Below are 12,170 nucleotides of genomic sequence, written 5' to 3' on the forward strand. Positions count from 1 at the left end.
TAATGGACGCGGAACAAATAAAGCAGATTCTAAAAGTGAATAAAGATGTTCTCTTTCATCGCTATCCGTTGGTGTCGATCGCTTTATTCGGTTCTTACGCTGACGGAACTGCTACGGAAGAAAGCGACGTGGATATTATGGTTGAGTTTAGTGAGCCCGTTGGTTTTGAGGTAGTTGATCTGGCGATTGAACTAGAAGAGTTACTTCAGAAAAAGGTTGATTTAGTAACACGAAAAGCAATCAAACCCAGATTACTTCCATTTATCAGCAAGCAATTACAGTATGTCTAAGCGGTCGAGCCATGCTTTACTGAATGATATGCTGGATGCGATTCAGGCCATTCGAGAATACACGGAAGGAATGAGTTTTGACGATTTTCTGGCGAATCGCATGGCTTGTGATGCAGTAATCAGGAACGTTCAGGTGATAGGAGAGGCCGCAAACCGGGTGCCGAAACCCTTTCGTGATCAGCATGATGGAATTGAGTGGATGCGAATAATAAGGTCTCGTCATATTCTGGTGCATGATTATTTTGGAATTGATTATGAGATCATCTGGAAAATAATAACTGTACATCTTCCTATACTTAGGCAGGAGTTGGAAGAATTATTAAATGCTGACAATAATCTGGAGTAAACACGATGTTAACCAAAACGCTCGAACAGACGTATTTCGTCATTGATTTCGATAGCACCTTCACCAAAGTTGAAGCTTTGGATGTGCTCGGAGAAATCTCACTGGCTGGTCACCGCGACCGGGAAGCCATCCTCGAAAAAATCAAGATCATTACCGACCGGGGCATGTCGGGTGAGATTTCATTGTCCAAATCAATCGAACTCCGGCTGGAACTCTTGCATGCGCACCGCGACCACCTGCCGGCTCTGATCGAAACACTGAAAAACGAAATTTCGGACTCTTTTCAGCGAAACCGCGAATTCCTGACCGAACACGCCGACCATATTTACATCGTGTCGAGCGGTTTTAAAGAATTCATTGTGCCGATCGTTACGTCGTTGGGAATCAAGGAGGAAAACGTTTTTGCCAATACGTTTGTATTCGATGCCGATGGTAACATTGTCAGCTGCGACTGCGAAAACCCGCTTTCAACCGACAAAGGCAAAGTAAAACTGATCCGGGATCTGAAACTGGAAGGTGACATTTACGTAATCGGTGACGGCTATACCGACTACGAAATCCGGGAGTCGGGGCTGGCCAACCGGTTTTATGCCTTTACCGAGAACGTGATGCGGCCGAAAGTCATTGAGAAAGCCGACCACGTAGCGCCATCCCTCGACGAGTTTTTATACCATAATAAATTGAGCCGCAGTCAATCGTATCCCAAAAGCCGCATCAAGGTTCTGCTGCTGGAAAACGTCCATCCGGTGGCGGTGAAACTGTTTGAAAGCGAAGGTTTTAACGTTGAAATCCTGAAGGGTGCCCTCGACGAAGACGAGCTGATCGAGAAAATCCGGGACGTTTCCATTCTGGGTATTCGTTCCAAAACGCAGGTAACCAGCCGCGTGCTCGAACACGCCAACAAGCTGATGTGCGTCGGGGCGTTCTGCATCGGAACCAACCAGATCGACCTGAAAACCTGTACCGAAAAAGGCATTGCGGTTTTTAATGCGCCCTACAGCAACACCCGTTCGGTGGTGGAGCTGGCCATTGGCGAAATCATCATGCTGGTGCGGAACATCGTTCCGAAAAGCAATAAAATGCACGAAGGCGTCTGGGATAAATCGGCCAAAAACAGCTTCGAGGTTCGCGGTAAAAAACTGGGTCTGGTGGGCTACGGCAACATCGGTACGCAGCTTTCCGTAGTAGCCGAAGCACTAGGCATGGAGGTTTATTTTTACGATATCGTGGATAAACTGGCGCTCGGAAATGCCCGGAAGTGCAAAACGCTGGACGAATTGCTCGCCGTTTCCGATTTCATCAGTTTGCATACCGACGGCCGGGCCAGCAACAAGAACCTGATTGGCGCGCGGGAATTTGCGCTGATGAAAGAAGGTGTTATTTTCCTGAACCTCTCGCGCGGACACATCGTCGATATTGAGGCCCTGGTGAATGCCATCAAAACCGGTCGCGTGGCCGGTGCGGGGGTTGACGTGTTTCCGTACGAACCGAAAACCAACAACGAAGAGTTTATCAACGAGTTACGTGGTTTGCCCAACGTCATTCTGAGCCCGCATATTGGCGGCAGTACGGAAGAAGCACAGGAGAACATCGGCAACTTTGTGCCCGGCAAACTGCTGGAATACATCAACAATGGTAGTACTTACGGCAGCGTCAATTTCCCGGAAGTGCAATTGCCACTCCTGAAAGATTCGCACCGCTTGCTGCACATTCACGCGAATGTTCCGGGTATTCTGGCGAAAATCAACGCGATTTTTGCCAATTACCACATCAATATTCAGGGTCAATACCTGAAAACAACCGAGCAGGTTGGCTATGTGATTACGGATATTGCCAAGGATTACTCGGACGAAGTGGTGAACGAACTGCGGAATATCGACAACACGATCAAATTCCGGTTGTTATATTAGAAGGAAAAAAATGAAAGAGGAGATAAAAGGAAAACAAATGGACTGGCCCCCTTCGAAAGCCCTTCTGGTTGCTTTTATCCCTCTTGCGCTTTTTCTGGCGGCCGTACCGAAAATGTATAGCATTTACGAACGAAAGCAGATTCGGAAAAACAGTGCGTTTGCTGTTGGAACCGTGGTCCGGTACGAATATGTCAGCACCAAATACCGGCAGTTTTACCGGGCCTGCATTCAGTATTCGGTGGATGGAAAATCGTTCTCGGGCACGGGTAAGCTCAATCGTCGATTGACGAAGCCACAACTGAACGCGGTGCTGAACGAAAAGCTACCGGTTATTTACGAGAAAGGCAATCCGGACAATGGCGTCGTGCTTGCCAATGAGGAGCGGTTTGGAAATTTTGGGCTTATGTTTCCAGATAGTCTGCGCTGGACAGGGCAATACTTTTATTGATCAACTATGAAACAAACCTACTTCACCGCCGGACCCGCGGAGTTATATCCGACCGTTTACCAACACCTGCAAACGGCGATGGATGAACAGATTGGCTCGATTTCGCACCGGAGCGCCCGGTTTCGGAGTCTGTACCAGTTTTGCGTCGAGCAATTGCGCGAGCTGTTGACGATTCCCGAATCGCACGGTATTTTCTTTACGGGTTCGGCTTCCGAAGTATGGGAGCGGATTCTGCTCAACTGCGTTGAACACGAAAGTTTCCATTTGGTGAATGGCTCCTTTTCGAAAAAGTTCTGCGAATACGCGACTTCGCTTCAGAAATACGCCCACAAGCAGGAAAAACCGTTCGGCGAAGGCTTCGATTACGGCGAAATTGAGGTACCAGAATATGCGGAATTGATTGCGGTGACGCACAACGAAACCAGTTCGGGCGTGCAGATCCGGCCAACGGATATTCATAAACTGAAACGCAGCAACGCCAAAAAACTGATCGCGGTCGATATGGTTTCGTCGGCTCCGTTTCCGGATCTGGATTATTCGCTGATCGATACGGCTTTTTTCTCCGTTCAGAAAGCGTTTGGTTTACCCGCCGGTCTGGGCGTTTGGATCGCGAATGAGAAGTGCCTCGAAAAGGCTGAAACCCTGAAGCACGGCGACCAGCATATCGGCGCGCACAACAACCTGCCGACCTTGTGGAAGAACTACAAAACCTACGAAACGCCCGCGACGCCAAACGTGCTGTTTATTTATCTGCTGGGGAAAATCGCGGAAGATTTCAACCGGATTGGTGTCGAAATCATTCGCCGGGAGACGGAAGAAAAGGCCAAAATGCTTTATAAATTCGTTGAAAACCACCCCGGTTTTTCCCCGTTTGTGAAAGAAGACCGCCATCGGTCGCGCACGGTGGTGGTGGCCAATACCCAAAAACCGTCTTCAGAAATCATCAGCAAGGTGAAGGAATCCGGCCTGGTGGTGGGCAGCGGTTACGGGCAGTTCAAAGACTCCCAGATTCGGATTGCCAACTTCCCCGCAACGAGTGCGGAGCAGGTTGCGCAGGTGATCGACGCGCTGGGAAAGGTTTAGTTTTTAGTCAATCCGTAGAAAAGAGCACCGGTTTTTACTGGGAAAATCGCACAACCGCGATGAATCCTTGTAAAAACCGGTGCTCTTTGCGTTCAAATAAACTTTATTTCGACTCTGGGGTTTTAGGAATACACTTCACTGTACTCCAATGAAAAGGTTTATAAATCGGTTAATCTATGCATTGACCATTTGTCTGATAACAACCGTAGCTGTACAGGCGCAGGAAACGGATACGCTTCGTCGGGACGTTCCGGTAACTCCCGTTCCCGATTCATCGAGTAGGATGACAACGCCATCCGACGATCAAAAATCCTATATCGAACGCCCCGGTTCGCCCTGGTTTCAGCGCGGAGCTGCCTTTATTGGCGTTGCGCTGGGTTTCGCAACCGGAAAAGGGCAGGGGCTCTACACGGCTTTTAACCCCCGGGTAGCTCTTTTCATTCAGCGTGGGCTGGCCATCGGGTTGCGGGGTGCGTTCGAAAGCCGGGCTTCTACCAGTTACCGGGCTAATTCAGCGGGGGCCTTTGTCCGGTATTATCCGGTTCGAAATGCGTTTTATGTGTTTGGCGAAGGCGGTTTTAATGTCGGAAAATTCCGCTCCAGCGATGTCGGGCCCAACGATCGTCGCGGTTTTAGCAGCCTGAATATTGGGTTGGGGCTGGGCATCCGGGCCACCGACCGCTTAGGGATCGAGTTAATGATCGAGAACAATTATTACGATAAAGCCCCGGTCTATGCAGGCAACAACCGGGGCCCTCAGATTAAACTCGGTGCTAATTTTCACATCAGCCGCTAACGCCCGTAAGTACGTTACCAGACGCGGGTTTGGTCCACTTCCGGTTTGTACATTTTTTCGCCCGGTTTCACGTTGAATGCCTGATAAAACGGCGCAAAATTCGACAATGGCCCGTTGACTCGGTATTTGGCCGGGGAATGCGGGTCAATCTGAACGTAAGCCCGCTGTGTCTCGTCCCGGATTTTAATACGCCAGACCTGCGCAAAGCCCAGGAAAAACCGCTGATTCGGCGTGAATCCGTCAATTTTAGTTTCGGATTTGCTCTGATCGGTTAACTTGAACGCATCGAATGCAATGGCCAAACCGCCCAAATCGGCCAGGTTTTCACCCAATGTCAGTCGTCCATTTAGTTTCAGGTTATCCAGAACCGTGTAATTGTTGTACTGATTGACCACCTGATCGGCTTTAGCGGTGAATTTGTCGGCGTCCGACTTCTGCCACCAGTCGCGCAAATTGCCCTGGACATCATATTGGCGACCCTGATCATCGAAAAGGTGGGTCATTTCGTGGCCGATCACCATGCCTATGGAGCCGTAATTGATAGCATCGTCGGCGTCTTTATCGAAGAACGGAAACTGCAGAATTCCGGCCGGAAACACAATTTCATTGAACGACGGATTGGCGTAGGCGTTGACTTCGGGCGGAGTCATCTGCCACTCACTGCGGTCGACGGTTTTGTTGATTTTGGCGAAATTCTCTTTCGTAGCGTGTTTACGCGCGCTCTGGATATTTTCAAAATACCCATCCCGCTTGATCTCCACTTCCGAATAATCCTTCCATTTGTCGGGGTAACCAATTTTGTTCGTTACGCCGTCCAGCTTCGTTAACGCAACTTTTTTGGTTTCCGGTGACATCCAATCCAGCTTTTCAATGCGGTTTCGGTACGCTTTCTGAAGGTTGGTTACCAGCGTCAGCATCCGCTCTTTGGCTTCGGGGGTGAAGTACTTTTTGACCCACAATTGCCCCAGCAATTCGCCCAGATACGTATCGGTATTTTGAGCAATCCGCTTCCAGCGTTCCGACTGAACGGGTTGTCCGTACAAGGTTTTGTTGTAGAAATCAAATCGGGCCTGCACAAACGGCTTGCTCAACAGCGACGCGTTGAAATCGATGTAACCAAATGCCGCTTTGTCTTTAATAACGTCGATCGGTGTCGTCGGCAAAACCGCACTCAGGGCCTGGTAATACTCCGGCTGTCCCACCAAAACCGTATCGGTTTTCGCCGTCAGCGTTTCCAGAAACGATTTCCAGTCGATGTTGGGCGTCAGTTTGGTCAGTTCGGCCACTGACAGTTTATGGTAATTCTTGATTGGATCGCGCAGCTCGGCCGGGGCCTTGTGCGATTTGGCCAGGGCGGTTTCAAATGCCAGAATGCCGTCGGCTTTCTTCCGGGCCGTCGTCGAATCCACGCCGGTCAGCGTAAAAAGTTGGGTCACGTATTTGAGGAAAGCCGTGCGGACTTTCACTGTTTCGGCATCCGTCTTGAAATAGTAGTCTTTTTCGGGCAAACTCAACCCACTCTGACTGAAGCTAAGCCGGTTGATCGTGCTCTGTCGGTCGTCAGGGCCAACCCCCATTCCGAACAAAACGCCACCCCGGTTGATTTCGTCGTCGGCCATGTAATGCAGGGCTTCCTTGTAATCTTTCAGACCGGCAATTTTCGCCAGTTCGGCTTTCAGCGGATCATAGCCACGTTTCTCGATGGTTACCGTATCCATTCCGCTGGCGTAGAAATCGCCCACTTTCTGCTCGGTGCTTCCTTTGGCGGCTCCGCTGGCGGCTGCTTCTTCCAGAATGGACTTGGTTTTCCTGTGATTCTCTTCGCTCAGTTCGTAAAAGGAGCCCCAACCGGTTTGATCGTCCGGGATTTTCGTATTCTTAACCCAATTTCCGTTCGCGTAGGAAAAGAAATCATTGCCGGGAACGACCGTGGTATCCATGCCCGATTTATCAAAAAAAACCGTGCGGGCGGTTTCGTCTTTTTCGGTTTTACAGGCGGTGAGCGATAGCATGCCGCCAACCGCCAGCAGGATCGAATGGGTGAATTTCATAGAAGGTTTGGTTCGTTGACTCTTACAAAAAAAGTAAAAGTAGGATTTTTTGGAATTCGATCGATTACCGTAAAACGGGGGATATTGACCGTTGGTACAATTTTGGAAATTAAAAACCGCCAACCGCTTCAATTCGAACCAGTTGAGTTGATTTCTTGGTCGGTTATCTCTACTTTTAAGCCGGTTATAAAACAACTGCCTCTGTACATTTTGCTTCTTTCCGGCTCTTCGCCTGAACTGGTTTAACGATTGATGTTTCAGGACTGCCATCACTGAAAATGGTGATGCGGTTTTTTATTGTCTTTATTTTCAATCGTTTATCAGTTACTTCAATGACTTCTCTGATTTCAAACCGGTTACAAATTATTCCACTTTCACTTTCTGATCTCGAACAACTGTCCATCAGCCGGGCTGCGCTGGAAACCGCCCGCTGTCTGGATTTATCTCATTTTGAACTCAAAGCCGATGCCCGTTTTATGGCGGAATTTGATGAAGCACTCGCACACTTTGTCATCCCGAACCTCATTGCTCATCCCGATAGGTGGGTTTGGTATACGCACTGGCTTGTGGTTCATCGGGAGCTGAACCTGACCATCGGCGGTTTGGGAATGGCGGGGCCGCCGGATGCCGACGGTCAAATAATGATCGGGTATTTTATGGACAGAAAATTCGAAGGAAAAGGGTACACAACTGAAGCCGTCAACTGTTTTCTGGACTGGATTTTTGAACAACCGGACGTAAAAACGGTCATCGCCGATACACTGAGGGAGTTTAACGCTTCGCAGCGGGTGTTGCAGAAAACCGGTTTCACGTTTGTAGGCGAAGTGGAAGAAGGGGTGCGGTGGCGAAAAAGCCGCCCTGATCATCCGGTTCAGGTGTAGCGCCACGCCCACCAGATCAGCACCAGTTGCAGCGGAAGCCGGCCCCAGCGGACCCAGCCCGGTATGGAGGAAAACTTCTCCGCCGTTGCCATGTAGACATTCGCCGGGAAAATGGCAATCAGCAGCAGAATTAGCCCCCAGGCCGCCAGCATGCGGGTGGCCGGAAATAGCAGCCCGACGCCCAGAACGAGTTCGGCAATACCGCTCAGCAACACCATCAGCGGGTGGTTCGGAATGTACGGCGGCATGATGCGGAGGTAAGGCTCAGGTCGGAAAAAATGCAGAAAACCCGATACCACGTAAATCGCAGCGATGCAGTAGAGACTCAGGTTGTTCATGGACGATTACTGTAATTTTGAAACGAACAACCTGGGTTTTCAATGAATTCAGAAACGCTCATTTAATAGAGAATTTGAAAAGAAATGACTGAATTTTCTAACAAAAAAGGCAGCGGATAGGTAGATGAGTCAGAAAGCAACTAATTCGGCTGACGATATGGCGAGTCAAGATAAGGAATTTACCGGAAAAGTAGCATTGGTAACCGGTGCAGGATCGGGAATTGGCAAGGCAGCCGCGCTTTTGCTGGCTCGAAAAGGGGCCAGATTGGCCGCTTTGGGCCGGACGGACGACGAATTGCAGGAAACCGTCGAGCAGATCCGGCGGGAGGGGGGCGAAGCGATTGCCCTGCTGGCGGACATCTCGAAACCGGACGAAATGGAGAAAGCGTTTCGGGAGATTCAGAAACAGCTGGGCGGTTTGCACATCGTTTTTGCCAACGCCGGTATCAACGGCGTCTGGGCACCGATCGAGGACCTGAAGCCGGAGGAGTGGGACAAAACCATCGAAATAAACCTGCGCGGTACGTTTCTGACGGTCAAATATGCCGTTCCGCTCCTGAAGGAAAACGGCGGTTCGATCATCATTACGGCTTCGGTGAACGGAACGCGGATTTTCAGCAATACGGGGGCTACGGCCTATTCAACCACCAAAGCCGGTCAGGTGGCGTTTACGAAAATGGCCGCGCTCGAACTGGCGAAACACCGCATCCGGGTGAACGTCATTTGTCCGGGAGCTATCGAAACCGAGATTGACGACAGTACGAAAAAGCGCAAGATCGAGTCGGCCAAAGAACCGGTCGAATTTCCGGAAGGCACCATTCCCCTGACCGACGGCAAACCCGGCACCAGCGAGCAGGTGGCCGAACTGGTGGTTTTTCTGGCTTCCGAGCGGGCGAACCACATTACCGGCACGCCCCTCTGGATTGATGGCGGGGAGTCGCTGCTGATGGGGTAATTTGGTGATTTAGTTTTTTGCTAGGGTTTTAACCGCTGTCAGGGTCTTTAAATGTTAACGGGGTTTCAACCGCTGTCAGGGTCTTCAAAGATTAACGGGGTTTTAACCGCTGTCAGGGTCTTCGACCGCTGACAGGGTTATTCGACCAGGTGACCGACAAACTGCGCGCCGTTGTCAAGGATAATGCCCCCGCGCCGGAAACCCAAACCGCAACCTTCACCCGCGAAAAATACCCCAGCCTGGTACCGGTTTCCGGCGGCATCGGTCGCTAAATCGACGTATTCCTGGTAAATTTTCGGGTAATCGCCGTATTCTCCTTCGGCTTCGGCCTGAACGTTGCCCCGCTCATCCAGGATGCGAACGTTAGCGCCTTCGCGACCGAACAAAACCTTCTCGACGTACGGCCGATCGGTCAGCGGTTTGCTGTCGGTCTGCAGCAGCAGCGGGTGATACGGATACAGTTCCCATAGGACTTTCAGGATGTATTTTGACTGAAACAACAGCGAATAGGCGGGGTTCAGCACCATCACTTTCCGTTGGCGAACGGCTTCCGTCAGGATGTGAGCCAGGTCGGGTTCCTCGTAGCCAATGTATTCCCAGGGCAGCAATTTGAACCAGAAATCGAATTTGTCGAACTGCCCGTTCTGAGGATTTTGCTTGAAAAGTCCTTCCTCAACCGAAAACTCAACCTTGTCGATGTATTCGAAATCGACTGTAAAACCGGCTTCGCGGGCGGCTTCACCCAAAACCGCGACGTTGCTGTCGTCTTCCGGAAAACCGCGCATGGACGATAGCATTAGCGTCGGTTGCAGATCGGTATTTTGCTCCAGCACTTCGCGAAACTGCTCGACCAGCATTTCATACACGGTATTAAACTGTTGTTCTTCGTCGAGACCGTTGGCCCGCAAATGCGCGTTTTGAACCACGGCGGTCTCGGGAATGCAGGTGGCCGTATCGGCATTGAATTCGATCAGTTTGATCGGTTGACCGTCGATTCCACCGGCGAGGTCAAAACGCCCGTACAACTGAATGTGCCGGTCGTCGTTCCAGGAAAACCGGATCAATTCAACCAGATTTTGAGGAATGCCCAATTCGCTAAACCGGTTGTTGTCGATGACGTGCTGCCCGGCTTCGACCAGCATTTCAAACAGTTGACTGACGGCTCCGTAATACGCGTCGGTTTCTTCCGGTTTAACCACCACCACTTCGTTGGTCAAATACGGTAGCGTGTCGGTGCCGAGCATCCAGCTCCAGCCGACATTTCGAAGTTGCTGATCCGGAGGAATGGGTAAAGAGAAAGTTCGTACCATGTGAAGGTGTGGTTTACAGTATTGGGTTTACTGTTTTCGTCAGGCCGACATTTTAGTTGCCTGCGCATTCTTAACTATCGAATAGTGATACAAAAAGTTGAGTAGCGAACAGGACGTACCAGCTACCGAACCGTCGGCATGGCAAAAACTGAAAACCGTCAACCAGGTACCATAAGTCGTTGAAATAGTGAGGATTTGGTAACGATCAAATAAATGGTTAAACCGGCTAACAGCGCCGAAAGCACTTCGCGGATGGGCCACTCGGGTGAAAAGAAAATCCGGCTGCGCTGCACCACTGCCCGCACTTCGCCGTTGCTATTGCGCCAGAGCCAGCGGTTTCGCAAGACGCTCGATGAACGGAACCGCAGTTCGTCGCTGCCGTCGAACGTCACGGAATACCGCCCCCACCAGTTGGTTCGGATGGTTGCCACCGTTGAACCGGAAAGGTCGGTAACGGTAATCGCTGGTAGTTGCGTCGGTCGCTGAATTTGATAGATGCCAAAGCGGGACTCAATAAGGGCGTAATCGGGCCGGGTGATGGTTAAAACGGCCTGCGGCATTCCCAATTCCGAATAAATCTCAAACCGTTCAGCCGCAGAAGGTTGAATCCAGTTCAAAACCGTTCGGTATTGGGGCACGGGTTGCATTTTGTGAAATAGAATGACGTCAGTCGGAACGGCCCGCCCGGCAATGAACAACGAACACCCTTACCTGGACTGTCTATTGCTCATTGCCGCGCCCGTATTGGTACGTAATCAGAACCAGCCCGCACCAGGAATGCGGAAGGGCCACGGAATGGAAATCAGAATGGCCAGCAATCCCAACCCGTAAAACATAAAAACCGTGCGGTGTTTCTGAACCGGGCCGCTGATCCGTCGCGATTTTGACCGGCCAATGGTGATCAGAACAACGGCGATCAGCATGCCAACGATGTGCTCGACACTGTAAAACCGGTAAATGGCCGTCTTCATGATAGTACCAAAATCGATTCCGTCAAACAGGGGCACTTTGGGACTCAGGAAATAAAGAATCAGGCCGATGGTGAATTGCGTATGGGTTGCAATTAGGGCAAAAAGGTATAATTTGTTGTTGCCGGGCGTGTATTCGTCGCGCCCCTGCCACTTGCGAAAAGCGGTTACAATGGCAGCAAGCAGGAGAATCAATACAATCCAGCGAAGACCCGAGTGGGTGTGGACCAGTATATTGTAAAGCATAGAGTGAGTAGATTTGTCTGGTAGCAAAGAAACAACATTTGTGGCTAAGACGAGCGAGAATAGCTACAAGATTCCGGACAAAAATGGCGAATTTACTGTTACCCCTTTTTCTATTGACCGTAGACCATTGACGATGGACAATCGTCAATGGTCAATCGTCTGTCTTCAACTTCTTTTATTCATGGTTCTTTACAATCTGACGATTAACATTGACAAAGCCACCGAGCGGGAATGGTTAAACTGGATGCGGTTTGAACTCGTGCCGCAATTCATGGAAACCGGTCTGCCGCTGGCGGTTAAAATTCTGCGGTTACTCACGGAAGTGGAAAATGGTGGAGAGACCTACACGTTTCAGTTTTCGTTCAAAGGCCGGATCGATTATTTCCGGTTCAATAAACTCCACGCCGACGAACTGCTCGGCAAGCTCCAGCAGCAATATTCGAATCAATACGTGCTATTCCAGAGTCTGCTGGAGGAGGTTTGAGAGCGGGTTACAGTTTTCGCCGGGGCGACGTTTGTGGAGGCGAACGCAAAAAGGGGCCGCGGCA

General features: G+C 50.4%; 15 protein-coding genes. 10 read left to right on the top strand and 5 right to left on the bottom strand.

Features of this window, described 5'->3' with window-relative positions:
- Positions 1 to 2: 2 nt before the first annotated feature.
- The 6 genes from GJJ30_RS13485 to GJJ30_RS13510 all read left to right on the top strand — a co-directional run bounded on the left by GJJ30_RS13485 (position 3) and on the right by GJJ30_RS13510 (position 4,873).
- Positions 3 to 290 (top strand): nucleotidyltransferase family protein, encoded by a 288-nt coding sequence (locus GJJ30_RS13485; protein ID WP_154175687.1) that lies wholly within the window; start codon positions 3 to 5, stop codon positions 288 to 290.
- 28 nt (positions 291 to 318) lie between these two features.
- Positions 319 to 636, top strand: a complete 318-nt coding sequence (locus tag GJJ30_RS13490; RefSeq protein WP_205880561.1) for a HepT-like ribonuclease domain-containing protein — start codon at positions 319 to 321, stop codon at positions 634 to 636.
- Between the two features lie 5 nt (positions 637 to 641).
- Complete coding sequence (gene serA / locus GJJ30_RS13495; protein WP_154175689.1) at positions 642 to 2,546, top strand: phosphoglycerate dehydrogenase; 1,905 nt, start codon at positions 642 to 644, stop codon at positions 2,544 to 2,546.
- Between the two features lie 10 nt (positions 2,547 to 2,556).
- On the top strand, positions 2,557 to 2,994 hold the full coding sequence (locus GJJ30_RS13500) for a hypothetical protein (protein WP_154175690.1): 438 nt from the start codon (positions 2,557 to 2,559) through the stop codon (positions 2,992 to 2,994).
- Positions 2,995 to 3,000: 6 nt separating this feature from the next.
- Complete coding sequence (locus GJJ30_RS13505) at positions 3,001 to 4,077, top strand: aminotransferase class V-fold PLP-dependent enzyme (RefSeq protein WP_154175691.1); 1,077 nt, start codon at positions 3,001 to 3,003, stop codon at positions 4,075 to 4,077.
- 148 nt (positions 4,078 to 4,225) lie between these two features.
- Positions 4,226 to 4,873 carry a putative outer membrane beta-barrel protein gene (locus GJJ30_RS13510; RefSeq protein WP_154175692.1) on the top strand — a complete coding sequence of 216 codons (648 nt, stop codon included), beginning with the start codon at positions 4,226 to 4,228 and terminating at the stop codon, positions 4,871 to 4,873.
- A gap of 14 nt (positions 4,874 to 4,887) precedes the next feature.
- Here GJJ30_RS13510 and GJJ30_RS13515 read toward each other — a convergent pair whose 3' ends face one another.
- Positions 4,888 to 6,924: a M13 family metallopeptidase gene (locus tag GJJ30_RS13515; protein WP_154175693.1), complete on the bottom strand. Its 2,037-nt coding sequence runs from the start codon at positions 6,922 to 6,924 to the stop codon at positions 4,888 to 4,890.
- On the opposite strand from GJJ30_RS13515, the gene GJJ30_RS13520 reads away from it, so the two are divergent.
- A complete protein-coding gene (locus tag GJJ30_RS13520) occupies positions 6,910 to 7,170 on the top strand; it encodes a hypothetical protein (RefSeq protein ID WP_154175694.1) in 261 nt (86 codons plus the stop codon). The genes GJJ30_RS13515 and GJJ30_RS13520 overlap by 15 nt on opposite strands.
- A gap of 86 nt (positions 7,171 to 7,256) precedes the next feature.
- Complete coding sequence (locus tag GJJ30_RS13525) at positions 7,257 to 7,805, top strand: GNAT family N-acetyltransferase (protein ID WP_170299186.1); 549 nt, start codon at positions 7,257 to 7,259, stop codon at positions 7,803 to 7,805.
- Here GJJ30_RS13525 and GJJ30_RS13530 read toward each other — a convergent pair.
- Positions 7,796 to 8,143, bottom strand: coding sequence for a DoxX family protein (locus tag GJJ30_RS13530; protein WP_154175696.1), 348 nt, complete (start codon positions 8,141 to 8,143; stop codon positions 7,796 to 7,798). The genes GJJ30_RS13525 and GJJ30_RS13530 overlap by 10 nt on opposite strands.
- Positions 8,144 to 8,300: 157 nt before the next feature.
- On the opposite strand from GJJ30_RS13530, the gene GJJ30_RS13535 reads away from it, so the two are divergent.
- Complete coding sequence (locus tag GJJ30_RS13535; RefSeq protein ID WP_154175697.1) at positions 8,301 to 9,098, top strand: SDR family oxidoreductase; 798 nt, start codon at positions 8,301 to 8,303, stop codon at positions 9,096 to 9,098.
- A gap of 137 nt (positions 9,099 to 9,235) precedes the next feature.
- On the opposite strand, the gene GJJ30_RS13540 is transcribed toward GJJ30_RS13535, so the two are convergent.
- The 3 genes from GJJ30_RS13540 to GJJ30_RS13550 all read right to left on the bottom strand — a co-directional run bounded on the left by GJJ30_RS13540 (position 9,236) and on the right by GJJ30_RS13550 (position 11,622).
- Positions 9,236 to 10,408: a glutathionylspermidine synthase family protein gene (locus GJJ30_RS13540; RefSeq protein ID WP_154175698.1), complete on the bottom strand. Its 1,173-nt coding sequence runs from the start codon at positions 10,406 to 10,408 to the stop codon at positions 9,236 to 9,238.
- Between the two features lie 158 nt (positions 10,409 to 10,566).
- Positions 10,567 to 11,055: a hypothetical protein gene (locus tag GJJ30_RS13545; protein WP_154175699.1), complete on the bottom strand. Its 489-nt coding sequence runs from the start codon at positions 11,053 to 11,055 to the stop codon at positions 10,567 to 10,569.
- Between the two features lie 108 nt (positions 11,056 to 11,163).
- Positions 11,164 to 11,622 carry a cytochrome B gene (locus tag GJJ30_RS13550; RefSeq protein WP_154175700.1) on the bottom strand — a complete coding sequence of 153 codons (459 nt, stop codon included), beginning with the start codon at positions 11,620 to 11,622 and terminating at the stop codon, positions 11,164 to 11,166.
- A 181-nt stretch (positions 11,623 to 11,803) separates the two neighbouring features.
- Here GJJ30_RS13550 and GJJ30_RS13555 point away from each other — a divergent pair, with 181 nt between their 5' ends.
- Positions 11,804 to 12,106 (top strand): DUF4286 family protein, encoded by a 303-nt coding sequence (locus tag GJJ30_RS13555; protein ID WP_170299187.1) that lies wholly within the window; start codon positions 11,804 to 11,806, stop codon positions 12,104 to 12,106.
- Positions 12,107 to 12,170 lie beyond the last annotated feature (64 nt).

The organism is Larkinella terrae (genome assembly GCF_009668025.1).
Classification (GTDB): domain Bacteria; phylum Bacteroidota; class Bacteroidia; order Cytophagales; family Spirosomataceae; genus Larkinella; species Larkinella terrae.